Here is a 26,664-nt window from a genome sequence, read left to right on the forward strand (position 1 = left end):
CTTTCCCCCCCCGCCACTGGCGCCGACCTCGGCCACAACCTCACGTTGAGCCGCTTCAAAAGACCGAATGAACTCGCGACCGATAATCTTGCGTTTCTGTTCCGGTTCGCTCACCCCCGCCAGTGCCCCCAAGAAGCGTGCGGACTCGTCGACGTACTTGACTCGAATTCCCATGTTGGCGGCATAGTCCCGCTCCACCTGCTCGCGCTCCCCCGCGCGCAACAAACCGTGGTCAACGAAAATGCAGGTCAGCTGGTCGCCGATGGCCTTATGAACCAAAGCTGCCGCCACGGAGGAATCGACCCCGCCAGACAAACCACAGATAACTTGAGCATCACCCACGCGCTGGCGAATCTCGGCCACCTGGGTGTCGATAATGGATTGCGGTGTCCACACCGGATCCAAGCCGACCAGGTCGTGCAGAAAATGCTCCAAGAGCCGTTGGCCATAGGCGCTGTGCCGAACTTCCGGATGCCACTGCACTCCATACAGGCCTCGTTCAGGATTTTCAAAGGCAGCTATCTTTGTATCATCTGTCGCCGCGATAACTTGGAAATCGCTGGGAGCTGCCGAAACTGCGTCCCCGTGACTCATCCAAACTACCTGTTCAGATGGGGTTCCTTCCATCAGCCGACTGCCTGTAACAACTTCCAAGTTGGTCCGGCCGTACTCGGAAGTTCCGGTAGGGCTAACGGTGCCCCCCAGGGCTTGTGCCATGACCTGAAACCCGTAGCAAATGCCTAGTACCGGCACATTTGCCTGAAAAACGGCTGGGTCAAAGGCGGGAGCTCCCGGCGCGTAAACGGAAGACGGCCCACCTGAGAGAATGATGGCCGAAGGCTGTTTATCCAATATTTCCCGTGCGGTCAGGTTATGTCCCACAATTTCCGAGTAAACTTTCGCCTCGCGAACCCGGCGTGCGATTAGTTGGGCATATTGCGCGCCAAAGTCAACAACTAACACCGGTCCCACGGGTCTACCATCTTGCAAGTTTTCAGCCATGAGTTAATCCTAAAACATTTCCTCGCTATAAATTGACCCCCCAATTCTCAGACTAAATTCAGGGATAATTCGTTGATATTTCAACGGTTTTCCCTATTGTCAGGCCAATATTTGTCGATACAATAGTATGTAGGGTCAAAGGAAGGACCTATGGCACGAGGGAAAGGAGACCCGCCATGAGTCAGGTACCAACGTATTTCGAGGCTGATGTCCGACTGGATCGGAACTCCCCGGTTCCGCTCTACCATCAAATTGCTCAACCCATTGAAGAGTTAATCCTCTCAGGACAACTCACCCCCGGTACGCGCTTGGAGGACGAACTTTCCATGGCGCGACGTCTCAACGTATCCCGCCCTACCGCCCGCCGCGCCCTGCAACAACTGGGCGACCATGGTCTGCTGGTGCGCCGCCGCGGTGTCGGAACTCAGGTGGCCCCAACCCGGGTGCATCGCCCGAATGTCCTCTCGACCATTTACGACCAGATGAAAACCGATGGACACAAGCCGTCTACAGAAGTCTTGTCTTATGGCACATCCCCGGCCAGCCAGGAAGTCAGCGCGAAACTGGAGGTGGCTCTCGGCACCAACGTGACCACTATTCGCCGACTGCGCATGAGTGACCGGCAGCCCGCGGGGCTCATGTTTGACATGATTCGCTCTTCGATAGCTCCGGCTGCCACCGCTTTGGAGCGTGATTCTTTCGAAAATGCCCTAGCTGAACGCGGTGTTGTCGTGACGATGGCACGCCAAGCGGTGTCCGCCCGCAAGGCCAGCGCCCCGGAGGCTCAACTCCTGCGGATTCCCGCGGGGTCAACCATGCTGAGCATTCAAAACATCTCTTATGACGAGTCCGGCAAGATTGCCGCTTATGGTGAATACCTGTTCCGTGCAGACCGTTTTGCTCTCAAGAACACGCTCTTTGCACACTAACTCAATAACCCTTCTTTCTTCTTCACTGGCACAATTTCATACCGGGTCCGCAGACTCGACATCGATGAGGCGTTCGTGGCTTTTCTCCTTTTCCATGAGCGCCTCATTGATTTTTCACAAGTGTGTTGCCGCACGTTTTCCCTGGTTCATCCCGTTTGCCGGGGAGATGGCGACCAAGATACTTTTTCAGGACTTTAGTCCCAACTTTACCAACCCCAAACCGTGTAATAGGATATTTTTTAACTTGCCAGCGGGCTGACCGATGCCCCTGATTTCATTAGAGGAGCTGGGCATGAGCGACTTCAAGACCTCATTTCTGGACAAACTTGCCAACAAAGCAGCATCGAGCCGGAAACGAATCGTGCTGCCAGAATCCGACGATGAGCGCATCTTAAAAGCTGCCGCAGACATCCTCCAGAAGGGCGTCGCTGACTTGGTTCTGCTGGGAGACCAGGACACCGTCCAGGCTAGAGCCTCCGCTCTCGGGCTGGATCTCTCCGCGGCCGAAATCGTCTCCCTCGACGATGCTGAAAAGCTGGCCCGTTACACCGCCAAACTGGTGGAACTGCGCGCACACAAGGGCATGGACGAAGCCAAGGCAAAGGAAACTTTGAAAGATATTTCTTTCTTTGGCACCATGATGATTGCCTGCGGCGACGCCGACGGAATGGTCTCTGGAGCGGCTCACACCACCGCCCACACCATTCGACCCGCGCTGCAAGTCATTAAGACCCAGCCGGGGGTGAAACTGGTTTCGGGAGCTTTCCTCATGGTTTTCGATGACCACTGTGACGTGTATTCGGATTGCGCAGTCACGATTTCCCCGGACGCAGAGCAGCTGGCGGACATCGCGGTCGTTTCAGCCCAGACCGCGGCTCAGTTTGGCTTGGAACCGAAAGTTGCCATTTTGTCCTATTCCACGATTGACTCCGGCTCTGGTCCACTGGTTGACCTGGTCAGGGATGCCACCGCGAAAGCCCAGGCAGCCGCCCCGGAAGTAGCTATTGACGGTCCGCTCCAGTTCGATGCCGCGGTAGTCGAGTCCGTGGCTGCCCAGAAAGCTCCCCGATCCCCCGTAGCCGGACACGCCAACACGTTCATCTTCCCCGATTTGAACGCCGGAAACATTACCTACAAAGCAGTGCAGCGCACCAGTGGTGCACTGGCGGTAGGACCCATCTTGCAAGGGCTAAACGCCCCGGTCAACGACTTGTCGCGCGGAGCCACCGTGGACGACATCATCAACACCATCATCATTACCGCTATCCAAGCCCAAGGGTAGGCTCCCGAGGGAAGCACCCCCGCGGCCGCCCTTGTGAAAAGAAGAAGGAACAATCACCATGCGCCATCAAACCATCTTTGTAATTAACTCCGGATCTTCCTCACTGAAGTACCAGCTAATCGAACCTGTCAGCGGTGACGTCCTGGCCAAAGGTCAAGCGGAACGCATTGGCACCGATCGGGGGGAAGTTACCCACGAAGTCCACGCGGACAAGTTCAGCGAGGCTCTCCCTCTTCCGACCCACAAGGAAGCCCTGACCAGGATTATCGAGATGTTCGCGACCCACGGACCTGACTTGCAGCACGTGGATTTGTCCGGTTTTGGTCACCGTATCGTCCAGGGCGGGTGGCATTTCAAGGGACCGGCCATCGTAAACGATGAGGTGCGAGCCAAGATTGAGGAACTGTGCGACTTGGCGCCGCTGCACAACCCCGCGCACCTCATTGGCATCGACACCGCTATGGAGCTGTGGCCTGACCTGCCACACGTGGCCGTTTTTGATACCGCCTACTTTGCCGGCCTGCCCGAAAAAGCCCGTAGCTACGCCCTCAATAAGCAGGTCGCGCATGACTACCACATCCGCCGCTACGGTGCCCACGGGACTTCTCACGAATTCGTAGCCAACAAGGTCTGCGACTACCTGGGCGATGACACCGTGAAACAAATTACCCTACATCTGGGAAATGGCGCGTCCGCCTGCGCGGAACTTGGCCGGCTACCGATGGACACCTCGATGGGGTTGACGCCCCTGGAAGGCTTGGTCATGGGCACCCGTACCGGCGACATCGACCCGGCTGTGGTGTTCCACCTGCTACGCAAAGGAATGAGCGTAGATGACATTGATACCCTGTTCAACAAGGAATCCGGCATGAAAGGCATGTGCGGAGACAACGATATGCGTGATGTCTGGAAACGCCGTGACGAGGGCGACTCCGACGCTCTGCTGGCCCTCCAGACTTATCAGCAGCGCTTGCTGAAGTACATCGGTGCCTACACTTTTGAGCTGGGTGGCTTGGACGTGCTGACTTTCACCGCCGGCATTGGTGAAAACGATGACCGCATCCGGCGGCGCTTGTGCGAAAAACTCGAGTTCATCGGGGTAAAGATTGACCGCGAACGGAATGAAAATCGTGACCGTTCCAAAGCCATCTGGCGCATCTCTAGCGATGATTCAAAAGTGCTGGTGTTGGTCGTACCCACCAACGAGGAGTTGGCGATTGCCCGCCAAGTCGTGCGTCTGATTTAACTTCTTTAGTTAAAATCGCTTAACTGTCAATATACTGAATAGCATGAGTGAGGTTGATAAGGTCGATAAGGAACGCGCGGCCCTGAGTGAACAGCTGGTTTACGAGTTCCACCGCCTGGTGTTTTCTGCCAACAATTTGATTGCCAATATCTCAGCCGACTTGGGAATGCACGGCAAGGACGGCGATGGTCTGTTGCTGATTTGGCGTTCCGAGATAGCCGGAAAGCCCCTGTCCCCTTCGGAACTCGCCGATGGCTTGCACATTACTCGCGCTGCCGCTAGCTATCTAGTGGACCGCTTGGTCAACCTGGGATACATCAGCAGGCAGACAGACCTGGAGGATCGCCGCCGGGCCGTGCTGCGCATCGCGGAATCTGGAGACATGCTGGGTCATAATTTTGTCGGTTCTGTGAACGAGGATCTCAGTGGCGTTTTTGCCAACCGTTCTAACGAGGAAATCAAGCAGTTCTCGGAAATGCTGGCGGAATTCATCGACCAGATTGACGATTCCCACCACACAAAAACCTCACAATCGGATTCCTCAGAGGCTCCAGACCCCCAGTGAAACCGGCCTTTGTCGTCGTACCTATCAAAACGCGCTTAAAATTTGATTAAGTTTCTTAACTATCAATATAATTAATTTCATGACATTGACTAATACCCTCGATGAATCCGAGACTGCCGCACCACACAGTGAGGCAAAATCGCAAAATGGAAACGAAAATCCCCACGATTTGGCTTCGATTGAATACACCGCGCCAGATCACTGGGGATTAATTCTGGCACTGTACCTGGCAGGAATTTTCATGGGCGCTCTGGACATGGGCATCGTGAATCCGGCACGTACCGTCATTCAAAACAGCTTGGGGGTCGATGACCAGGCAGGTGTCTGGGTCTTTACGATTTATACTCTGGCCTACGCCATCGCCATCCCCGTTATCGGCAAACTGGCCGACGTGTTGGGACGCAAGCCAATATATGTGCTGGCTATCGCCCTGTTCGGGATTGGTTCACTAGGGTGTGGGCTCGCCCAAGACTTTCAATCATTCGGCTTGCTGCTGGCCTCCCGCGTGGTGCAAGCCGTGGGTGGCGGCGGCATGATGCCGGTCGCCACCGCCGCTGCCGGTACCATCGCTCCTCCGGCAAAGCGAGGGATGGCTCTAGGCATGGTCGGCATGGTCTACGGCGTGGCCTCAGTTATCGGGGGTTCAGCCGGCTCACTGATTATGGATATAGCTGGTACCGACAACTGGCAATGGATTTTTTACATCAACGTGCCAATCGCCCTGGCTGTGGTAGTTTTGGGAGCACTGTTCTTAGATTGCGAACGCACCGAAGAGGGCCGTCGCTTAGACATACCCGGCACTGTCTTAATCGTGGTCACCATCACTGCCCTCTTGTGGATGTTCCAACACTTGGATTTCACGGATATCAGCAGTTCATTCCAGGATGCCAACGTCCGAGTTTCCCTGCTGATTTTTGCGATTTCAGGCGTAGTGTTCTGGGTTACCGAGCATCGCGTCCACGACCCCTTAATCAACTTTGATTATTTCGCGAATATCCCGGTCGGGGTCACTTTGCTCCTCGGCATGGTGGCTGGCACCTTGATGATGACCGTCATGTTCGTTCCCCAGTTTGCGGAAAACTCTATGCGCCTGGCTACCGGCGATGGGGGGTATCCCACAATCATCATCGGTCTGGCTTCTGGACTTGGAGCACCAATATCTGGACGACTGACGGACAAGCGTGGTCCGCGAGCGGTACTTGGTCTGGGTGTCACTATTTGTGCTTCGTCCGGTCTATTGCTGATTTTTTGGGCCTCTCCGTATCCTGGAATCATCTCCACTTCCGTATCCATCTTTGTTATGGGTTTCGGGCTGGGGTTCCTGATGGGCGCACCCCTGACATACCTGATTTTGCACTTGGTGCCCAGCCGTGACGCGAACACAGGTCAGGCAACTCTGTCTTTGACCCGGTCTCTGGCTACCACCCTAGCTCCGGCAATCATGGTCGGACTGCTCGCCACCGCTATGGGCGGCCTGTCCGGGAAGGTCATGGAAGTCATGCCAAAACCGGATATGTCTGCCATGTCCGCCGCGATGCCCGCAACCCCCGGCGGAATGCCGACTACCGGGAATCAAGACTCTGGCATGGGCCAAATGCCGCCCGTAAACACCGGCAATGGTTCACAGCTCTCTGCCCCGCCCCAGGACACAATTGAACCCGGATTTTCCATGACCAATGTACCTGACGAGTTGATGAATCGCCTCAAGAGCGCGGACGTCACCAACATCGTGGAGCGGTCCAAAGAACTGGCAAACTACACGTTCGATGAGCAAGGCAACACCATGAGGGAACAGATGGGCTTCGTGCCGCCAGCCCTGGAGCAAGCTCGCCAGGATTACCTTCAGGACATCGATGCTCACGCGGACACTATCGAATCGACGTTCCAGCTGGAGCTCAATAAGGGATTTATCCGCTTGTTCTGGTTCTATACCATAGTGTCGCTGTTCGGCGTGCTGTTGCTGTTTGGGGTTCCCTCCAAAAAGACTCTCGACGCCCACATTGTGAAGACCGCGCAGTCCGCGGCGGAAAACTCAATCTAGGACTGAAAACCAGCCGGGCGCCCCGAGAATCCTCGGAGCGCCCGGTTTTTGGCTCGTCATCCTCGCGGAATCCGGCTCAAATTCAGGAACTAATACAACTCAAGCGCAGGCGGCGCCCCGATTGCATCCAGCCGTGCCGCCAAGGTTTCCTTAGCGTCGCCTTGGAAAATCAGCACCCGGTCCGGTTCGGTCTCAGCCCGGGCATACAGCGGGTTTTCCACCCCGGCATAGCCAGGTTTCAGGTCGAAGTTAAAGATGGCCACGTGGGCGCAGTCCCCCACGTTCAGCACGGGCATCCCGTAGATTGGGGTGCCTTCAGCGGTATTGGCCGCCGGGTTCATCACGTCGTTAGCCCCAACGACTACGGTCAAATCCGCGGTAGCGAAGTCATCGTTGATGTCCTTCATTTCCCGCAGTTTTTCATAGTCCACGTCAACTTCGGCCAACAATACGTTCATGTGTCCGGGCATCCGGCCCGCCACCGGGTGAATTGCGAAGTCCACGTTCTTTCCGGCCTTTTCCAGGTAGTCCAACAGGCGTTTGACCTGGGCTTGGGCTTGAGACAGTGCCATACCGTAGCCGGGCACCAAGATGACACGCTGGGCATTTTCTACCCAGTCGGCGAAGGTGGTTTCCGGGTCCGCGGCAGGTGCTGCGGGTGCAGGTGCGCTGGCAGAAGCAGTGTCGCTAGTTTCTGGCTTGCTCTCACCAGCCGATTCGTCCGGTTTTTCCGATTCATCTTCAGTTGACGTTGCGGGAGTGGCAGCAGCAGCAGCAGCGGTGCTGACGGAAGTCTTGCCCAGCAAAATATCCATGAGGTGGCGGTTCATCGCCCGGCACATGATTTGGGTCAACAGCAGACCGGAAGCCCCCACAATGGCTCCGATAGCCACCAACAACAGGTCAGAGATGGCCAAGCCGGCGATAGCTCCCGCCACCCCGGACAGGGAGTTCAGCAGGGAAATCGTGATGGGCATGTCGGCTCCGCCCACCCGCACTGCCAGCAGGTAACCAAACAGGTTGGCGGCCACAATCTGGACGATGAGCAACACCGTTTGCGCCACGCCCGGACTGCTGAACGGCGGAAAAACGTAAGCCAGAGCGGCACCCAGGCTGATGACCAAGCTCAGACCCACCCACACGGAGTGCGCGGGAAGCACCTTCGGGTGCTGATCCAGGATTTGATGCAGTTTGCCTGCCGCAATCAGGGAGCCAAAGAAGGTAGCACCACCGACAGCGACCGCTAAACCGGCAGTGAACTGGGCAAAAGCATTGTTATCAGCATGCCCGGTCAAGGCTAGGGCTCCGGCGAGCATCGAGGCCATGCCGCCCAATCCGTTGAGCAGAGCCACGGTTTGCGGCATCCGAATCATCTTGGTCTTACGCCAGATGATGACCCCGAATAACGCCCCGACCAGCATTGCGGCATAGAGTTCGACAGCGCTGAGGATTCCGAAGTTCCACAGTGTAGCCACGATAGCCAAAGCCATCGCCAAGGCGCCCAGAAGGTTGCCGCGCACCGCTGTCTGTACCCTAGAGAGCATATTTAATCCCACCAGCACCAGTATCACCAGCACTACCGAGACGGCATAGTAGAGGAGACTATTCGGGCCTTGTGCCCCCATCAAATTCAAGTTGTTACCCATGACTACTCCCCCTCTCCGGCCTGAGTGCCCCCACCGGCGACGGGCTTGTGTTTCTTATCGAACATCCGCAGCATCCGGTCAGTGACCCCAAACCCGCCGACAATATTCACCATCGCCAGCGCGACCGCCAGCAAGCCCAGCGCTTTTGACCCCAGACTCACCGCTAACGCGGCCGCACTCAGACAGCCCAGCACGGTCACGCCGGAAAAGGCGTTCATCCCGCTCATCAACGGGGTGTGTAAAAGACTGGGAACTTGGCTGATTATTTTGTAGCCGACCAGGGTAAACACCACCAGCACGACCAATAACACGCCTTGGAATGGAGTCATCGATTTTCTCCTTGGGTTACGGTTTTCTTAGGAATTTCATGAAAATATAGCCAAGCGAGGGTGGTGAATGTATTCGCCACCACCCCGAGGCATCGATTAGGGCGACCTCACCGTTGACCGGCCGGCCGCCCTAATCGTCGCGTTCTAGGGTCAGTTTAGGCCAGGCCCATTGCCTCGCGCGCACCAACGTGAACGATTTCGCCGTCGATAGTCGTGAGGGTCTTGGCGATGATTTCGTCACTGCGATCTAGGACGATTTGGCCGTCCTTGACCAGGAAGTCCACGAAGTTGGCAATGTTCTTGGCGAACATGAAGGTCGAGCTCTTCGGCAGCATACCGGGGATGTTCTTAATCCCCACCAGGGTGACGTGGTGCTTGACTTCCACCTTGCCCGGAGGAGTGATTTCGCAGTTGCCGCCTTGGTCAATGGAAATATCCACGATGACCGAACCGGGCTTCATGGATTTCACCATGTCTTCGGTAATGAGTCGTGGAGCCAAATGGCCCGGCACCAGAGCCGAAGCAAAGATAATGTCCATATCAGGAATGACCTTAGCCAGAGCAGCACGCTCTTTGACCAGCTCTTCTTCGGGCAGAGCCTGGGCATAGCCGCCTTCACCAATGGCCTTCTCAGGATCCACCCCGAGTTCAACCGGCTTGGCGCCCAGGGAAGTGGCCTGTTCGGATGCCATCGGGCGAATGTCGGCAGCGTGCACCACGGCGCCCAGACGCTTCGCGGTAGCCAGGGCTTGCAAACCGCCCACGCCTACCCCGACGACCAGCACCTTCAGCGGGTCAATACGTCCGATAGCGCTGTGAATCAACGGCATAAAGGACGGCTGGTAGTTCGCCGCCAACAGGATGCCTTTATACCCGGCACACGTACTCATAGAAGTCAGGGCGTCCAAGTTTTGTGCCCGAGAAATACGCGGCACACCGTCCAAAGACAGCGAAATAACGCCCTGCGCCGCCATCTCCTTGACCATCTCGTGGTTGGGCGGAGCAGCCGGGTGAATAAACGTAATTAAGTATTGGCCTTTATGCATCATCGAAACTTCGGAGCGACCCTTGGCCTCGTTGAACAGCGGTTCCTTGACTTTCAAAATCAGGTCCGCCCGCTGGTAGATTTCTTCCGGATCGCTAACCATCTCAGCTCCAGCCGAGACATACTCCGGGTCATGGAAGAAGGAACCTTCTCCGGCGCCGGTTTCGACCAGGACGGTTAAGCCCTTCCCGACCATATCTGCCACCGTTTCCGGGGTAGCAGCCACGCGGTCTTCACCGCTCATAATTTCCTTGGGTACACCAATAATCATCGTAAAAACCCTCCGCGAATACTTCGTTGTACGCACAGCTCATAGGTTCATGAGTTGGACGATAAAAAGTGTATCGCATGGAAGTTGTTTTTATCCGTGTATTTAGCCACAGATTTAATACAGGAGTGCATTCACGTTCTGGGTGCATTTTCCCGTAAAATTCCCCTACAAAGCAGCTTTCGTCTGCCCATATAGAACGGGCGCCCCGAAGATTACTCCCCGAGGCGCCCGCCCAATAACAAATCGCTAATAACTACTTCTTCGGTGGTACTTTGAGGGTGAGTACCACTTTGTCCAATCCCTCAAAGAAATTGTTGCCTTTGTCGTCCACCACGATGAAAGCCGGGAAGTCCTCGACTTCAATCTTCCACACGGCTTCCATGCCAAGCTCAGGGTATTCCAGCACCTCGACTTTCTTAATGGAATGGGCGGCCAGCTCCGCGGCGGGACCGCCGATAGAACCAAGGTAAAAACCACCGTGTTTGCGGCAGGCATCAGTGACGACCTGGCCACGATTGCCCTTGGCCAGCATAAGCATCGAGCCGCCGTGGGCTTGGAACAGGTCCACATAGGGGTCCATACGCGAAGCCGTGGTCGGCCCGAATGACCCGGAGGGCATGCCCTCGGGGGTTTTCGCCGGACCCGCGTAGTACACCGGGTGGTCTTTGAAGTATTGGGGCAGGTCGCCTTCCTGCTCCAGACGGTCACGGAGTTTGGCGTGGGCGATGTCACGAGCCACGATGAGGGTTCCAGTCAGGGAAAGTCGGGTCTTGATGGGGTACTTGGTGAGTTCAGCAAGGACGTCCTTCATCGGGCGGTTCAAGTCAATCTTTACCGCTTCGTCCCCGCCCAGTTCCGCAGTAGTGGGGTCGGGCATGAAACGTCCCGGATCAGTGTCCAAGGCTTCGATGAACACCCCGCCCTTGTTAATCTTTGCCACACATTGCCGGTCGGCCGAGCAAGAGACTGCGATGGCTACCGGCAGGGAGGCACCGTGGCGCGGCAGACGCACCACCCGCACGTCATGGCAGAAATACTTGCCGCCAAACTGGGCACCAATGCCCATGTGGCGGGTCAGGTCAAGGACTTCCTCTTCCATCTTCAGGTCGCGGAACCCTTGCGCCTGTTCGCCGCCGTGGGTGGGCAAGCCGTCCAGGTAGTGCGCCGAAGCGTACTTCGCGGTCTTGAGCGTGTATTCCGCGGAAGTGCCGCCGATGACGATTGCCAAGTGATAGGGTGGGCAGGCCGCAGTCCCCAGCGAGCGAATCTTTTCCTCCAAGAACTGCATCATGTGTTCAGGGTCAAGAATCGCCTTGGTCATCTGGTAGAGGTAGGACTTGTTGGCCGAGCCGCCGCCCTTGGCCATAAACAGGAAACGGTACTCCGCTTCGTGTCCCGGGGCAGTCTCGGCATACAGCTCCACCTGCGCCGGAAGGTTACAGCCCGTGTTCTTTTCTTCGTACATGGACAGGGGGCTGTTTTGGGAATAGCGCAGGTTCAGTTTCGTGTAGGCGTTGTAGACCCCGCGCGACAATGCCTCTTCGTCGGGACCCGGGGTCAACACGTGTTGTCCACGCTCACCCTTGATGATGGCCGTACCAGTGTCCTGGCACATGGGTAGAACCCCCGCTGCCGCGATGTTTGCGTTACGCAACAGGTCCATCGCTACGAACTTGTCGTTGCCCGACGCCTCCGGGTCGTCGAGAATCTTGCGCAACTGCTCCAGGTGAGCGGTACGCAGGTAGTGGGAAATGTCGTGGAACGCGGTCTCGGCCAGCAGGGTAAGTGCTTCCGGTTCGACCTTCAGGAATTTCGTCCCGTCCGGGCCCTCGACTTCGCTAATCCCCTCGCTGGTTAGTTTGCGGTATGTATAAGTGTCCTCGCCGTGCGGCAGGATATCAGCATAGAAAAAATCGGCCACTGTTGCCCCTTTGCTCTGGTGTTTTTGTGCGGTTTGATTCTAACGCCCCGGCTCCATCACCCTCCCCGTAAGGCTTTAAACCGGAGGATTCCAGCTCATCAGGCCTCAGAGCTATGTTTTGATTTTCGCAAGCCTGACTAAAGAAAAAACGTTCCCGCCCCTCGGCTGCTGCCTCGGAGGGCTAAAGTATGAATATGTCTGATTTATTTGCGGATTGGCGCCGGCCCACTTTTATCACCTCGGTGAATCCGGGGATGTTGGGCTATGAACGGCTCATCCGCGATATGCATCCGCGAGTCGAACTGGTCGAGATTCGTTTGGACGGGGCGTGGCTGTCCCGCGGATCTTTCCAAGGCACGAAACATGACTTTGCCGAAGTCGCAAACCTCCTCCGGCAGGCTCGCGAACAGGTCAAACGCCCTATCTTGGCGACTTTCCGAACCGAGGGAGGACCCGTCTCGATTACCGCGGAAGTTTATGAACGCCTCGTGGCGCAGTCCGCGAAGTGCGCCGACTGGGTGGATGTCGAGTCGAATTATCCTTTTATTGGCATGACCGCGGAACAAGCCGCCGCCGCGGCCGAGGATCCCCACACGCAAGAGGACAATGAGAAACGCGTGGTAGGCCTGTTGCGCAACATTCACTCCAACGGTACGGGCGTTATCCTGTCCCGTCACTGTTGGGAGCCTTCCCCTAACAGCGAGAGGGAAGTCAGCGACCTGCTCATTTATCAACTCAATTTGGGAGCGGACGTGTCTAAGGCCGCTTTTTCTCCGCAAACCCCTCAACAACTGGCGAATCTCCAGCAGGGCGGCAAGACCACTTTCCTGCTGACCCACAGACCCACGATTTTGATTGGGATGGGTGAACTGGGCAAGCCCACTCGTTTGGCAGGTCCGCAGATGGGCAACTGGGGTACTTTTGTCACGGTGGGTGGTCCCCAGTCTGCGCCGGGGCAGCTGCCGTTGGCACAGCTGGAATTGCGCTATCCGGCGTCCGGTTTCTAGGTCGCACTCCCGGGTACTTTTCCTGAACAGCGAACCGAGGCTTCAGCGAAATATGGCGTAAGGTCGCAAATTGTGTGGACCTGCCCGCACGGGTACCTAGAGCAGGTCAGAATTCGGGGTTTAGTTCGCGCATCCGGTTTTCCAAATCGATGAGTTTGGCAAACACTTCTGGCTTTTCCGGCGAGTCGGAGTCGAGACGCCGCAGCTGAGCTTTCAGGCTGGCGATTTTGGCGTTTAGCCCCTTGCGTTCCATGGATTCCACCGCATTTTGCACCCAAGACTCGGCCGCGGACTGGGTTTCCTGGGCTGACTGATTTGTTTCATAAAGGGGCGCCGGGCGGGTCGCTAGGTTCGTCAATGCCCCCACCAGGACGGGACCAGCCTGGGCTTTCACCGCCGCAGCCCACCGGTTCAGAGCCAGGTTTCCCGGATTTGGTTCACCCGCCGCTTGGGCGACCTCAGCCAGGCGCTGATATTCCTCGGCGCCTCCAATCGCGGCAATGACTTCAAAGATGGCACGCAAAGTGGGTTGGGTGAAACTCTGCGGATCCAACGCATCAAAAGCGGTCTGGGCAGCTAAACCCGGAAACTGCAAAGCTGCTATCAGCACATCACGTTCTACCCGCCAAATCGGATCGGTATCCACCGCCGGATCCAGCCGAGTTTGCGGAAAAATCTGGGTCGAGCCCGCCGCGGGAGCACCGGCCAGGTTTGCGGGATTGACGCCGTTTCCACTACCGTGTGAAGCGTTGCCGGGTCCCCCCGGTCCCGGACGTGACGATTGGTCGGAGCTGGCACCGGCGCGCTGTTGGGCACGAATCTGTTTCCAAGCCTCATTGACCGCGTACCAGGTGTCCCTGACATTAGCTCCCAACCAGCCGCTCAGTTGCTTCACGTATTCGGTTCGCAATGCCTTGTCGCGAATTTCCGCCACTACTGGGGCTGCCGCGCGCATAGCTTCGATGCGGGCTGCGGGGCTTTCCAAGTCATATTTAGAGATGATGGTTTTCAACACGAAATCAAATAGGGGTCGGCGACTCTCAATCAGGTCGCGAACCGCTCCGGGACCGCGCTGCATCCGCAAGTCACAGGGATCCAAACCATCGTCAGCAACTGCCACAAAAGCCTGGGAGGCAAAGTCCTGATCGGTGCGGAAAGCCTTGAGAGCTGCGGCTTGTCCGGCGGCATCACCGTCAAAAGTGAAGATGACCTCTCCACCACGCGGAGGCAGGCCGCCAGGTAGCTTCAGCGAGGAGGCGCTGTCCGCGGAAGTCCCGATGAACCGGCGAATCTGTTTCGCGTGTTCGTCTGTAAAAGCGGTACCGCAGGTCGCGACCGCGGTGGTGATGCCGGATAGATGCGCCGCCATCACGTCGGTGTAGCCCTCAACGATGACGCAGCGCCGCTCTTTACCGATGTTCGGCCGCGCCAAATCCAGACCGTAGAGCACCGAAGATTTGTGATAAATCGGGGATTCTGGGGTGTTGATGTATTTCGGGACTTGCGGATCTGAATCGTCTAAACGCCGCCCGCCGAAACCCAGTATGGCTCCGGTCGCATCTTTGATAGGCCACATAACTCGATCCCGAAACACGTCATAGATGCCGCGTTGCCCCCGTTTACCCAGACCGACCGTCACGATTTCCTGATCGGTGAAGCCTTTCGAACGGAGGTAATCGGTGAGGTTGTTCCAGCCGGGTGGGGCGTAGCCCATGCCAAAACGGGCGGCGTCTTGGGACGTGAAAGCTCGCCCTTCGATGAAATTTCGCGCCGTCCCTGCCCCCGGCGACACGAGTTGGGATACAAAAAAGTCCTGCGCTACCTGGTTGCATTCCAACAGGCGCTGCCGTGTCCCCGGCTCCACATGCTCTTTCGTGATGGCCGCGCCCTCTACGTAATGCATCGTGATTCCGGCTTTCGCGGCTAAAAACTCGACAGCTTCGGGGAAAGTCAGCCCTTCGATGCGCTGTACAAAGTCGATGGTGTCCCCGCCCTCACCGCAACCGAAGCAATGCCACATATTGCGCACCGGCGTCACGCTAAAAGACGCCGTTTTTTCGTCATGGAACGGGCACAAGCCCATCAGTGAACTGCCTTTACGCTGCAGGCTCACATAGTCGCTGACCACCGACTCAATGGGGATAGCTTCGCGTACCTTTTGCAGGTCATCAGGGTCGAACTTGGAAGCCATGCAATCATACTAGCCTAAGTTTTAGGTCAGACGGGTTGGGTAATCATCCCCACTAAACGGGCATGCCAGGCGGCTGCCGACAGGTCGGTCAAGCTCGCTACCTGGTCTATTACTGCCCGGAGACGGCCGGCGTCCCGACCCAGATGATGATCTTCCGCGCGCAGCCACTCGGCTCGATAAGGCTCCTGCAAGACCCGTTGTCCGGTGGCTTCCTGCTCCAGTAGTGCCCACACCAAGTCGGAGAGCATTTGTTGTTGCGTCAGGTGGTCATGAGTGGTTTCGCGGGGCGCCATGACGTAATACACGGCGATGCCTTTGAGTAACAGGATTTCCGCTTGGGTTTCGAGGGGGACGATTACGTCCGCGTCATAGCGGGCCAGAGGGCGTTCTCCGTATCGTTGGCAGGTGGCGTCGTGACAGGCTAACGCGAATCGTCCGATGAGCTGGGAGGTCAGGTCTTTCAAAGCGGCTTGGGAACGGTAATCCGCCACCGGCTCGGTCAGCCAGAAAGGCATTTGCCGCAGCCTTTCGTGGGCCGCCGCCAAGTCGTCTGCACTGAACTTGCCCGGTCCGAAAGAACTCGCATACCAACGCCTTGTGATGTCAACCACATCAACAAAAGTTCTTTCGTTTTCCAGGTCTCCCAAGCTGGCTGACCCGAGGGCCACCGCGTCCTCGACATCGTGGACTGAGTAGCCAATGTCGTCGGCGAGGTCCATAACTTGGGCCTCAATGCAACGATGATTCTCGGGGGCGCCGGCGCGCAGCCACTGGAAAACGTCCCGGTCCTCGGCATAGACCCCAAACTTAGGAGAATCCGCACCATGAGGCCCCTCACCGCGTAGCCAAGGGTATTTCGCGATGGCATCGAGAGTGGCGCGGGTTAGGTTCAACCCCACCCACTGGCCTTGCGGACTGACAACTTTCGGCTCCAGGCGGGTCACCAAGCGCAACGTCTGGGCGTTACCCTCAAACCCGCCAATATCCTTGGCTAAATCATTGAGCACTCGCTCCCCGGAATGTCCGAAGGGCGGGTGTCCCAAGTCGTGGGCTAAACAGGCTGCGTCAACCACGTCAGGGTCACACCCCAGCCCTTTGCCAAGTTCGCGCCCTACCTGGGCAACTTCCAGGGAATGGGTCAGGCGCGTCCGGGAAAAATCGTTGGCAATGGGCCCCAATACCTGAGTTTTTTCACCGAGCCGGCGCAGCGCGGAGGAATGGAGTATCCGCGCCCGATCGCGCTCAAAATCGGTGCGTTGCCCGCGTTTATGCGTCTCGGTCACGAAGCGTTCATGCACGTCCGCCGGATATACCCCAATCTCATTCACACTTCCACCTTACAGACCCAATCCAGGTTTCACCATATAACACCTACATTTGTCGGTGTTTGCATACCTACATTTGTCGGTGTTCTTACAAAACCGTCTGATGCAAACTGAGCATGGAGGTTTGTAAAATACCCCCATACAGAACAGGCTTCAAAACCTGGGTAAGGAGAAAATGCCATGAAAACAAGAGCTGTTTTTGACTCCCGTTCAGGTAATGGTCAAGGCGATATCCTGGCTCAGACATGGAATAGGGGCATATGGCTACCACCAGGACAGATTCAGGGTTTGATTACCGCCTATTGTCTAGGACCAACAGTATGTCCGAATTGGATTAATTCAGCCCGCCCAGCGTAAGAGACAATCATGTTGAATTTTCTTGACATAGCCGATTTGCTTGGCTGGCATGATGTAGAAGTGATGGAATCCGTTGAAACCAGTGAATTCCCTACTATTTACCCGGTGATGGATATCGCCATGGATTCGGATTGGCCTTATGCTGATATGACTCGGCCTATTACCCGCGAAAGCCAGCTCAAGGAATACTTGGATTCCCGTCTGGAGCCCCTGCGGTTAAATTTTTCCTGGCGGGAGGCCTTCACCACGCTCAGCAACCTTGGGGTCTACACTTGGAAACTAAGACGTTACCTCCAAAACACTGATGCGATTAATTTTGACACCGTCACAGAAATCATGCGCGCGCACGTCGATAATTTCCTAAAACACGAGAATCAATTCGTGCGTCAGCCAGGTGGATTCACCCTGCCAAAATATTGCAATGAATACGTTATTAACGACCTTTTTCGAGGCGCTATTGGAATCCCCTTTGGGTGGAGTGTAGTTTCCGCAGCGGTCGTAAACTCGCCAAATGTGGAGGTAGATGATTCTCTCGGTCGAGCCCATTATATATTCACGAAAAAACCAAGTTTTCAAATAGATTGCCAAAAGCTGCTGCAAGCTATTGAGGCCAGCGGAACGGATTTATTTCCACCAGAAGAAGCCAATGTGATTTCAGCGCATGATTTCACGGGAATTCCGTATCGGCGCGCCTGGGCAATGCAGCAACACGGCGAATTGAATCAAGGCAACCTTATAGAGGAATTTGCTTCTAGACTAGCTGAGCTGCACTCGCTGCACGAACATTAGACCCAGCTGACTAGGCACCATAGGGATCCGCCGCGTCTTCCCCCAAGTGAAGTATGCGCGCGGTCGCATCGTCGATTTCGCGGGTGTCGAGCCAGCCTTCGGGCAGCTTGACGTGGCGCTGGGCGCGGGAACGTCCATGTTTGCCTTGCGCCGCTTCGGGATAGGGCGTGTTCGGGTCCAACGATTGCATAAGGTCGTGCAGGCGACTTTCCAGGTCATCTAACGTTTCGATGCGGGTCAGCTCCGCACGGGTAGCTCCGCCCAGGTTAAAACCTCGCAAGTACCATCCCACGTGTTTGCGCATATCCCGCAAGGCCGCCTGTTCATTACCGAAATGTTCCACCAGGCCGCGGGCATGAACCAGGATAATCGCGACGATTTCACCCAAGGTCGGTCCCGCAGGAATCGGCTGGCCCCACAGAGCTGCCGTGATTTCACGAAAAATCCAGGGCCTGCCTTGTACAGCCCGGCCAATTTCGATGCCCGCACATCCGGTTTGCGCAAACATTTCCAGCGCGTCCTGGGCGGAAAACACGTCGCCGTTGCCCAACACTGGTATGTCCAACGCGTCTACCAGCTCGGCAATCCGCGACCAATCCGAGTGCCCGGAATAATACTGGTTCGTGGTGCGGGCGTGCAGCGTGAGCGCAGCTGCCCCCGCGTCCTGCGCGGCCCGTCCCGCGTCCAGCAAGGTTTCGTGAGTTTCGTCAATCCCGACCCGGATTTTTACGGTCACCGGCACGGCCACACTGCACCCAGCCTCTCCTGACGCCTCTTGAGCCGCTCTCACTACCTGCCCGATGAGGTCACCAAAATACGCAGTTTTCCACGGCAGAGCCGCTCCCCCGCCCTTGCGAGTGACTTTCGGTACCGGGCAACCAAAATTCAGATCAATAACGTCGACTAGGTCCCGAACGATGAGTTCACGAGCCGCCCGGGCCAGGTCAGCCCCCACTACCCCGTAAAGCTGCAGCACCCGAACGGTTTGTCCGGGACCGGATTGCGCCATAATCCACGAGCGCGCCGAGTCCATCAACAGCGCTTTCGCGGTAATCATCTCGTTGACAAACATTCCCTCAACGCCGCGAAGCGTCCCGGATGCCCCACCCAGGCGGGACGCGGAAGCAAACTCCGGTGGCAGGCCTTGACGGGAAAACTCCGCGCACAAGTCGCGAAACGGAGCATTCGTCACCCCCGCCATCGGCGCTAACGCAATGGGTGTCGTGAACTCTACCCCGCCAATGCGCAGAGGCGGGTATTTACACTGTGGACACTGTGGATGCTGTGGAGCCAAAATGCCTCCGCCCGGTATTTCAGCCGCGGAAAATCGCCGCGCCACTAGCAAATCGGCAGGTGATCGCGCAGGTAGGCGACCAGGTTATCGCGCCCGATACGCTCTTGGATCATGGTGTCGCGTTCACGAACCGTCACGGCTTGGTCCTCTAGGGAATCAAAGTCCACGGTGACGCAGTAGGGCGTGCCGATTTCGTCTTGACGGCGGTAGCGGCGCCCCACGGCCCCGGCATCGTCATATTCCACGTTCCAGTATTTGCGCAGTTCAGCGGCGATATTTTGGGCGATTTCGGGCAGCTCATCCTTGCGGGACAGCGGCAGGACCGCCACCTTAACCGGGCTCAGGCGCGGGTCGAGGCGCAGCACGGTCCGCTTGTCCACCCCACCCTTGGTGTTCGGGGCTTCGTCCTCGGTGTAGGCCTCAATCAGGAAAGCCATCAGAGAGCGAGTCAAACCGGCGGAAGGCTCGATAACGTAGGGAATCCAGCGCTTGTCATTGGCCTGGTCGTAGTAATCGAGTTTTTGACCGCTGGCGTCTATATGTACGCCCAAGTCATAGTCGGTACGGTTGGCGATGCCCTCCAGCTCGCCCCACTTGGAGTTTTCAAAGCCAAAAGCGTACTCGATGTCCACCGTACGCTTGGAATAGTGCGAGAGTTTTTCCTTCGGGTGTTCGTACAACCGCAGGTTTTCCGCCTTAATCCCCAGGTCGGTGTACCACTCAAAGCGGTGGTCAATCCAGTACTGGTGCCATTCTTCATCGGTGCCGGGTTCCACAAAGAACTCCAGCTCCATCTGTTCAAACTCGCGGGTACGGAAGATGAAGTTGCCCGGAGTGATTTCGTTGCGGAAAGACTTGCCAATCTGGCCGATTCCAAAAGGCGGGCGCTTCCGGGCGGTCGTCATCACGTTGGCAAAGTTGATAAAGATGCCTTGGGCGGTTTCCGGACGCAGGAAGTGCAGGCCGGATTCATCGTCCACCGGGCCGAGGTAGGTCTTAAGCAGTCCTGAGAAGGCCCTAGGCTCCGTCCACTTCCCTTTGACGCCACAGTTCGGGCAGGAGACGTCATCCATGCTGACGTCATCAGGTTTCGCGATGTCGTGTTTCTCGGCGTACTCTTCCTGCAGGTCGTCCTCACGCAAACGCTTGTGGCAGTTGAGGCATTCGATGAGCGGGTCGGTGAAAGCCTTGAGGTGGCCCGAGGCGTCCCACACTTTCGGCGGCAAAATCACCGAGGAGTCTAGGCCCACCACGTCCTCACGGGAGCGTACCATGTAGTTCCACCAGGCCTTTTTGATGTTTTCCTTCAGTTCTACGCCCAAGGGGCCGTAGTCCCACGCCGCGCGCGTCCCCCCATAGATGTCACCACATGGGTAAACAAAACCGCGGCGTTTCGCCAAAGAAATTACTGAATCCATCGTTGATGCCACTTGTGCTCCTTATTGGTGTTGCTTTTCTGCCGTCCCGCGCTTTTTCCGAGTTTTCAGCGGGAAGGTACCAGCCCTAGTTTAGCTGGCAAACCTCCGGGGAGGAATTCGGTGCCGGCTCCTGGCCCGAACCGCAACCGCTAATCCGAGAATATGGGAGCATTTCGGTTTAGATTACGAAAAAACACTCCCAGAAACCGCTGCACAAAAATTGGAATCCACACTATAATTGCATTTGCCAGGTAAACACAAAACACACGATGAGGTGGGTTTATGAATCAAACTGCTATGGCTGCCGTCAATCTTAAGGCAGTTTTGCGTACACTCGAGAAGCTCCCGGAGCTCGACCCCAAGTCGAAACAGCTCTTGGAGCATGTCCCGCTGACCTTGCAATTCAAGGCAGCGAACGTCGGTTCTGTCCGGCTTAAGCTGGGCAACGGCAAAATTGAGTTCTTCCCCGGTGGAGGTCCGGCTGATATGAGCCTAGGCTTCCCCATGCCGAACATGGTGAACAAGATGTTCGAAGGCAAAGGGATTCCCGTACCGCTCAAGGGCTTCACGAAACTGAAGTACTTGACAGGTACGTTCACCGAGATTACCGACCGGTTGTCCTACTACTTGCGGCCGACCCCGCAGCTGCTACAGGACCCCGAGTTCGCGAGGATTAACTCCCTGCTGACTCTGCACGTAGCGGTCTATGCGATGGCTGAGATTGCCAATGAGGACCCCAAGGGCGTCCAGGTCGCCAAGGGAATGTGCGACGGCACTATCGGATTGAAGATTGAAAACGGTCCGGCTTTGACCATGGTCATCAATGACCATCACGCCCGCATCGTCGACGGCGATGAGCCCAAGGCCGCGGGTCCTCACGGACGTCATGCCTTTATGGTCTTTTCCGATTTGGATACGACCGGTCAGGTCCTGCGCGGCGAGCTCGCATCCTATCCCGCTATCGGTCGAGAGCTGATTAAGCTGGGCGGATACGTTCCCCTGTTGGACAACATGAACAAGATCCTCGGCATGGTGCCGTTCTACTTGAGCTAGAAAACGCGCGTGAGGAAGGACAAAACAAAATGATGAAAACTTACGAACACACCAAGAGCCACGAATGGTACGAGCGCGCGGTTGAGGTTATCCCCGGCGGCGTCTATGGGCACTTGGGGCCGGCGGAAGGCTGTTTCATGCCTATCAGCGCCTACCCCCTGTTTGCCTCGAAAGCACAGGGCGCCTACTTCTGGGACGTGGACGGCAACAAGTACGTTGATATGATGTGCGCCTACGGTCCGATGATTCTGGGATACAACGATCCCGATGTGGACAAAGCCGTAGCTGAGCAGGCCAAAATCCTGAACTGCGCGGTTCAGCCCGGCACTATCATGGTCGATTTGGCAGAGTTGATGGTGGATACGGTCGAAATGGCCGACTGGGCGTTCTTTGCCAAGAACGGTGGGGACGCTACGAACTACGCCTTGATGGTGGCTCGTGCCGCTACCGGTCGCGACAAGTTCATCGCTATCAACGGCGGTTATCACGGCGTGATTGGGTGGACCCAAGGTTGGGGCGCCCCCGGCGTGGGCAAGAAAGAAGTCGAGGACAAACTGCTGGTGGATTGGGGCGACACCGCCGCGGTGGAACGTCTCGCGGCTGAATATAAGGGCGAGATTGCCGCCTTTATCGCCACCCCGTACCACCACCCGGTCTTTGAGGACAACGTCTTGCCGCCGGCTGGCTACTGGAACAAGATTCGTTCCATCTGCGACCGCGAAGGCATCGTCCTCATCGTTGACGATGTGCGCTGTGGCTGGCGTTTGGATATCAAGGGTTCCGATTACCACTACGGCTTCAAGGCCGATTTGGAGTGCTTCTGCAAGGCTATCGCCAACGGACACAACATCTCGGCTGTGACCGGCATCGAGTCACTCAAGGACGCCGCCGCCTCCGTGATGTGCACCGGTTCGTACTGGATGAGCGCTCCGCCGATGGCGGCCGCGATTGCTTGCATCACCAAGATGCGTGAAATCGACGCAGCCAAGATCTGCCACGACAACGGCGTGAAAGTCATCGAGCGCCTGACCGAAGTGGCAAAACATCACGGCTTCGACTACCACTTCAGCGGCGAGCCGGCTCTGCTGTTCCACCAAATCAGAGGTCTTGACGGCAAAGAGGACCCGAACCTGTTGCTGCATCAGGCTTACGTGGGTGAATGTGTGAAGCGTGGCGTGTTCATGACGAACCACCACAACCACTTCATGAACACGGCCTTGACCGACAAGGACATCGACTTCATCACTGACGTAGCGGACGAAGCGATGGGCGTCGTTAAGAACAAATCTCGTGAGATTCTGGCTCAAGCCTAAGAAAAGGAGGAAAGATGGCTTTATCAGCTAAAGAACACAAGGAACTCGAAGAAATCGCCAATCGGCTGCGTCTACTCACTCTCGACACGGTGGTTTGGGCAGGTGGCGGTCACATCGGTGGTGCTATGAGCTCCATGGACGTACTCACCGTTCTGTATCATCACGAGATGAACTTCAGCGCAGACAAGATGGACGACCCGGATCGCGACCGTTTCGTACTGTCCAAGGGTCACATCGGCGTGGGTATGGGGCCGGTCCTCGCAGACTTGGGGTGCTTCCCCAAGGACTGGTTGCCGACCTATTCGCATATCCTTTCGCACCTAGGTATTCACCTGGACGCAGGCAAGGTACCCGGTCTGGAAGTTTCCACGGGTTCGCTGGGACACGGGTTGTCTCTGGCAGTGGGCATGGCACTCGGAGCACGTCAGCTCGGTAAGGAATGGCGCACCTACTGCCTCATGGGCGACGGTGAATGCAACGAGGGCTCCATCTGGGAAGCCGCCATGAGTGCCGGCCAGTTCAAGGTAGACAACCTGGTAGGCATCGTGGACGTCAACCACGCCATGATTGACGGCATGACCGCCGATGTCATGGGTCTGGAGCCCTTCGCGGACAAGTGGCGTGCTTTCAACTGGGAAGTCATTGAGGTCAAAGGTAACTCGATTCCCGATTTGGTAGACGCCTTTGATCGGGCACGCACCATCAAGGGTAAGCCCACCATGCTACTGATGGACACGGTGAAGGGCGAAGGTATCGACTTCATGGAAGGCGACTACACCTGGCACTACGGCGCTGTTGATGACGAAAAGCATGCCAAGGCGGTCGAATCTCTCAAGCGACACCTGCAGAAACGACTCGAGCTAGTGAAGGGAGCCTAAACATGGCTGGAGGATTAACTTACACTTCGATTGACGCGGTTAATCTGACCACCGCGGAGGTATACGGTCAGACCCTGGTACAACTGGGCAAGCAGGACCCCACTATCGTGGGACTTTCGGCTGACTTGGCGAAATCCACCAAGATTTCCGTGTTTGCCAAGGAGTTCCCCGAGCGGTTCTATAACGTGGGCATCGCGGAACAGAATATGTTCGGCATCTCTGCCGGGCTGGCAAAAGCGGGGCTGATGCCGTTCGTCTCCACGTTCGGGGCGTTCGCGGCTCTGCGTGCTTGCGAACAAATCCGCACCGATATCTGCTACCAGAATCTCAATGTGAAGATTATCGGTACCCACTCAGGGTTGTCCTTCGGCGCGGCCGGCACGACCCACCACGTCACCGAGGACATCGCGATTCTGCGTAGTTTCGCAAACCTGGTGGTCATGTGTCCGGCTGACGGTCTGGAGGCCGCCTACTGTGTACAGGCTGCCTATGACCACAAGGGTCCGGTCTACATCCGTCTGAACCGCGGTTTTGACCAGATTGTCTACCGTGACGAGATTCCCACTTTCGAGTTCGGCAAGGCCAACACCCTGCGTGAAGGTACGGACCTCACGTTCATCGCGACCGGCTCCGGCGTGTGGCGTGCCTTGCAGGCTGCCGATATCCTCGCCAAAGAGGACGGTCTGAGCGTGCGCGTGCTGGACATCCACACCTTGAAGCCGATTGATGAGGAGGCCATCGCCAAGGCGATTACCGAAACTCGGCGTATCATCACCGTTGAGGACCACAACATCATCAACGGCCTGGGGACCGCGGTAGCCGATGTCGGCGCCACTACCCGCAAGGGCTTCGTATTGAAGAAGCTCGGTATCCCCGACGAATTCTCGGTTATCGGCCAGCCTGAGGACCTGTACTCCCACTATGGCTGGGACGAAAACGGCTGTGTGGCCGCCGCTCGTGAAGTCATGCACATGGACTTCGAGGAGGACGACGACTGGGAAGACGAGTTCTAAGGTAGCGCGCAATGACTAAAGAAACGAAACAAAGCTCCGCCCCGCCTCAGGCAACTCAGCCCGATAAGGCGTGCGGGGAATCTTGTGAAAAGAAAACGAAAGCCAAGCCGTTCCCGATGGGCCCCAATCCCAGCATTGACGACGAAGTTCGGTACGCCAACGTGGTGTTCCTCAACGCGGTCATTCCGCTGTTGAAGCCGATTATCGCCGAAAAGCCGGAGTTGGCGGCCGCTTTCAAGGGCAAGGATGGCGTGGTCCAGATTTCTTGTCTGACCCCGGCGGGCACGTCGATAGACGGACGCCCGGAGCGTTACGCTACGCACCTGATCATTCACGGTGCCAACGTCACGCCGAAGCTGGGCGCTCACCCGCTGCCGAATGTGGAAATCGAGTTCCCCTCCCCCGAGAAGTTCAACGACTTCTTTAAAGGCAAGGTGAACCTGCCGAAGATTCGCGGAGGGCTGGGCAATCCCGGGCTCTTGGTTGCAACCGTGAAGTCCCTGCTGGCCATGTCCAGCTTGCTGGGAGCGACGGAAGCGCCCAAGACCGAGGGCGACCGGAAACTGCTGACGAAGTGTATGTTCTACCTGCTCACCACCGGAATGAGCCAGCTGAATAAGGCGGGGCATCCCGGTGTGCACGCGTGGACGGATCCTTCGCCGGACCGCGTCTATGCGTACGCTGTGGACGGGCATCCCGAACTCGGTGCGTACATCCGCATCAAAGCCGGGAAGTCAAAGGCATTTCGTGGGGAATACACGCGTAGCGCCGCGTTCTTTACGATGCGTTTCGACTCGGTGACCTCCGCTTTGGGAACCTTGCTGCAGACAGATGACCTTCTGGACGCACAGGCATCGGGACGTATGTCAATGGAGGGTTCGCCCGAATACGGTGCCGAACTCGGTGCTCTGATGATGGCGGTGGGTGACTATGCGAAGTAAAGCAGCCAAAACAGTCAGTTGCAAGCGGCGTTTCATGAAGGCAACCTGCCGGAAAGCGACCAAGCTCGGCTTGCTGGTGGCTCTGGGCTACGGAGCCAAGCTGGCTGTCGACAACGCGCTGGAGCTGAAGAAGCTGGGCAAGGAAGAGTTCCTGGAACGCAAGCAGCGGGAATGCCGCAACAAGATGTCTAGTGCCGGTATCAACTGGGGTCTGGGCCATGTGGGCGTGACCGTGGCGAACTTCGAGCGTGCCGTCCAGTGGTATGATCGGGTGTTCGGTCTGAAGCTGATGAACTACCTGGAAATCACCGGCGATGATTTGAAGCCTGTCGAGCGGTTGTACCACGTGGAGGGCATCAAGCGAGTCCGTCTGGGATTCATGTGTTCCCGTTCCGGTAACATCCTGGAAGTGTTCGAGTTCGATCCACCCATAGTGACGGAGGAACGCGAAACTTGGAACCGTCCCGGATACTCCCACATCGCTTTCCACGTGTCGAACGTGCCTGGCTGGGTCAATCGCCTGCGCCGCGAAGGCGTGGAGTTCATGAACGAGCCGATTTCTGCGGGAGGCGCCGACTGGGCTTTCTTCCGCGACCCGGACGGGAACCTAGTCGAGCTCATCGACCTCCACGCGGCTCGTCTCGGTTTGGGCCGCCTCGGCGCGCTCATCGGCACCGTGATGAAGTACACCATGATGAAGGGGTTCTACCGCAAGGTTTGAAGGCCATTTGAAGGCAAACTGAGCGAAGTCGATTTCGGTCTAATTTAGCCCAGTTTTGAAAGCAAAATCATTTCGGGGCAGAGCTAA

The 26,664-nt window shown here is 56.8% G+C and carries 22 protein-coding genes; 13 read left to right on the plus strand and 9 right to left on the minus strand.

Annotation, left to right across the window (positions count from 1 at the left end):
* Positions 1-1,002: glutamine-hydrolyzing GMP synthase (gene guaA, locus AC5LBQ_RS06645; protein ID WP_493264983.1), on the minus strand; the 1,002-nt coding region annotated here is incomplete at its 3' end.
* 176 nt (positions 1,003-1,178) lie between these two features.
* Between guaA and AC5LBQ_RS06650 the strand changes: the two genes are divergently transcribed.
* The 5 genes from AC5LBQ_RS06650 to AC5LBQ_RS06670 all read left to right on the plus strand — a co-directional run bounded on the left by AC5LBQ_RS06650 (position 1,179) and on the right by AC5LBQ_RS06670 (position 7,065).
* Positions 1,179-1,931 (plus strand): GntR family transcriptional regulator, encoded by a 753-nt coding sequence (locus tag AC5LBQ_RS06650; protein ID WP_493264984.1) that lies wholly within the window; start codon positions 1,179-1,181, stop codon positions 1,929-1,931.
* Positions 1,932-2,223: 292 nt separating this feature from the next.
* Positions 2,224-3,213 (plus strand): phosphate acetyltransferase, encoded by a 990-nt coding sequence (gene pta, locus AC5LBQ_RS06655; RefSeq protein ID WP_493264985.1) that lies wholly within the window; start codon positions 2,224-2,226, stop codon positions 3,211-3,213.
* 58 nt (positions 3,214-3,271) lie between these two features.
* A complete protein-coding gene (locus AC5LBQ_RS06660) occupies positions 3,272-4,459 on the plus strand; it encodes an acetate/propionate family kinase (RefSeq protein ID WP_282921993.1) in 1,188 nt (395 codons plus the stop codon).
* 43 nt (positions 4,460-4,502) lie between these two features.
* Positions 4,503-5,024: a MarR family winged helix-turn-helix transcriptional regulator gene (locus AC5LBQ_RS06665; RefSeq protein ID WP_493264986.1), complete on the plus strand. Its 522-nt coding sequence runs from the start codon at positions 4,503-4,505 to the stop codon at positions 5,022-5,024.
* 79 nt (positions 5,025-5,103) lie between these two features.
* On the plus strand, positions 5,104-7,065 hold the full coding sequence (locus AC5LBQ_RS06670; protein ID WP_493264987.1) for an MFS transporter: 1,962 nt from the start codon (positions 5,104-5,106) through the stop codon (positions 7,063-7,065).
* Between the two features lie 89 nt (positions 7,066-7,154).
* Here AC5LBQ_RS06670 and AC5LBQ_RS06675 read toward each other — a convergent pair whose 3' ends face one another.
* The 4 genes from AC5LBQ_RS06675 to AC5LBQ_RS06690 all read right to left on the minus strand — a co-directional run bounded on the left by AC5LBQ_RS06675 (position 7,155) and on the right by AC5LBQ_RS06690 (position 12,277).
* On the minus strand, positions 7,155-8,711 hold the full coding sequence (locus AC5LBQ_RS06675) for an NAD(P)(+) transhydrogenase (Re/Si-specific) subunit beta (RefSeq protein WP_493264988.1): 1,557 nt from the start codon (positions 8,709-8,711) through the stop codon (positions 7,155-7,157).
* A 2-nt stretch (positions 8,712-8,713) separates the two neighbouring features.
* Positions 8,714-9,040, minus strand: a complete 327-nt coding sequence (locus AC5LBQ_RS06680; RefSeq protein WP_295027271.1) for an NAD(P) transhydrogenase subunit alpha part 2 — start codon at positions 9,038-9,040, stop codon at positions 8,714-8,716.
* A 155-nt stretch (positions 9,041-9,195) separates the two neighbouring features.
* Complete coding sequence (locus AC5LBQ_RS06685; protein ID WP_297587443.1) at positions 9,196-10,356, minus strand: NAD(P) transhydrogenase subunit alpha; 1,161 nt, start codon at positions 10,354-10,356, stop codon at positions 9,196-9,198.
* A gap of 253 nt (positions 10,357-10,609) precedes the next feature.
* Complete coding sequence (locus tag AC5LBQ_RS06690; protein ID WP_493264989.1) at positions 10,610-12,277, minus strand: fumarate hydratase; 1,668 nt, start codon at positions 12,275-12,277, stop codon at positions 10,610-10,612.
* 194 nt (positions 12,278-12,471) lie between these two features.
* Between AC5LBQ_RS06690 and AC5LBQ_RS06695 the strand changes: the two genes are divergently transcribed.
* Entirely contained in the window at positions 12,472-13,284 is an 813-nt protein-coding gene (locus tag AC5LBQ_RS06695) for a type I 3-dehydroquinate dehydratase (RefSeq protein WP_493264990.1), read from the plus strand.
* Positions 13,285-13,390: 106 nt separating this feature from the next.
* On the opposite strand, the gene dnaG is transcribed toward AC5LBQ_RS06695, so the two are convergent.
* The gene (dnaG, locus tag AC5LBQ_RS06700; RefSeq protein WP_493264991.1) at positions 13,391-15,475 is read right to left on the minus strand and encodes a DNA primase; all 2,085 of its coding nucleotides are present in this window, start codon (positions 15,473-15,475) and stop codon (positions 13,391-13,393) included.
* Between the two features lie 26 nt (positions 15,476-15,501).
* The gene (locus AC5LBQ_RS06705; protein ID WP_493264992.1) at positions 15,502-16,803 is read right to left on the minus strand and encodes a deoxyguanosinetriphosphate triphosphohydrolase; all 1,302 of its coding nucleotides are present in this window, start codon (positions 16,801-16,803) and stop codon (positions 15,502-15,504) included.
* A gap of 363 nt (positions 16,804-17,166) precedes the next feature.
* Between AC5LBQ_RS06705 and AC5LBQ_RS06710 the strand changes: the two genes are divergently transcribed.
* Positions 17,167-17,946, plus strand: a complete 780-nt coding sequence (locus AC5LBQ_RS06710) for a hypothetical protein (protein ID WP_493264993.1) — start codon at positions 17,167-17,169, stop codon at positions 17,944-17,946.
* Positions 17,947-17,956: 10 nt separating this feature from the next.
* Here the strand turns inward: AC5LBQ_RS06710 and dusB are convergent, their stop codons facing one another.
* Both dusB and AC5LBQ_RS06720 read right to left on the minus strand, forming a co-directional pair.
* A complete protein-coding gene (gene dusB / locus AC5LBQ_RS06715) occupies positions 17,957-19,240 on the minus strand; it encodes a tRNA dihydrouridine synthase DusB (RefSeq protein WP_493264994.1) in 1,284 nt (427 codons plus the stop codon).
* 44 nt (positions 19,241-19,284) lie between these two features.
* On the minus strand, positions 19,285-20,658 hold the full coding sequence (locus AC5LBQ_RS06720) for a glycine--tRNA ligase (RefSeq protein WP_493264997.1): 1,374 nt from the start codon (positions 20,656-20,658) through the stop codon (positions 19,285-19,287).
* A gap of 282 nt (positions 20,659-20,940) precedes the next feature.
* Between AC5LBQ_RS06720 and AC5LBQ_RS06725 the strand changes: the two genes are divergently transcribed.
* The 6 genes from AC5LBQ_RS06725 to AC5LBQ_RS06750 are packed head-to-tail and all read left to right on the plus strand — an operon-like array spanning position 20,941 to position 26,577.
* Positions 20,941-21,711, plus strand: coding sequence for a hypothetical protein (locus AC5LBQ_RS06725; RefSeq protein ID WP_282922007.1), 771 nt, complete (start codon positions 20,941-20,943; stop codon positions 21,709-21,711).
* A 29-nt stretch (positions 21,712-21,740) separates the two neighbouring features.
* On the plus strand, positions 21,741-23,024 hold the full coding sequence (locus tag AC5LBQ_RS06730; protein WP_493264995.1) for an aminotransferase class III-fold pyridoxal phosphate-dependent enzyme: 1,284 nt from the start codon (positions 21,741-21,743) through the stop codon (positions 23,022-23,024).
* A 14-nt stretch (positions 23,025-23,038) separates the two neighbouring features.
* The gene (locus tag AC5LBQ_RS06735; RefSeq protein ID WP_297587420.1) at positions 23,039-23,902 is read left to right on the plus strand and encodes a transketolase; all 864 of its coding nucleotides are present in this window, start codon (positions 23,039-23,041) and stop codon (positions 23,900-23,902) included.
* Positions 23,903-23,904: 2 nt separating this feature from the next.
* Positions 23,905-24,915 carry a transketolase family protein gene (locus tag AC5LBQ_RS06740; RefSeq protein ID WP_493264996.1) on the plus strand — a complete coding sequence of 337 codons (1,011 nt, stop codon included), beginning with the start codon at positions 23,905-23,907 and terminating at the stop codon, positions 24,913-24,915.
* Positions 24,916-24,926: 11 nt separating this feature from the next.
* Positions 24,927-25,856: a hypothetical protein gene (locus AC5LBQ_RS06745; RefSeq protein WP_297346258.1), complete on the plus strand. Its 930-nt coding sequence runs from the start codon at positions 24,927-24,929 to the stop codon at positions 25,854-25,856.
* 34 nt (positions 25,857-25,890) lie between these two features.
* Positions 25,891-26,577: a VOC family protein gene (locus AC5LBQ_RS06750; RefSeq protein WP_491681123.1), complete on the plus strand. Its 687-nt coding sequence runs from the start codon at positions 25,891-25,893 to the stop codon at positions 26,575-26,577.
* The last annotated feature ends 87 nt before the right edge of the window (positions 26,578-26,664 follow it).

Source organism: Mobiluncus sp. (assembly GCF_985070215.1).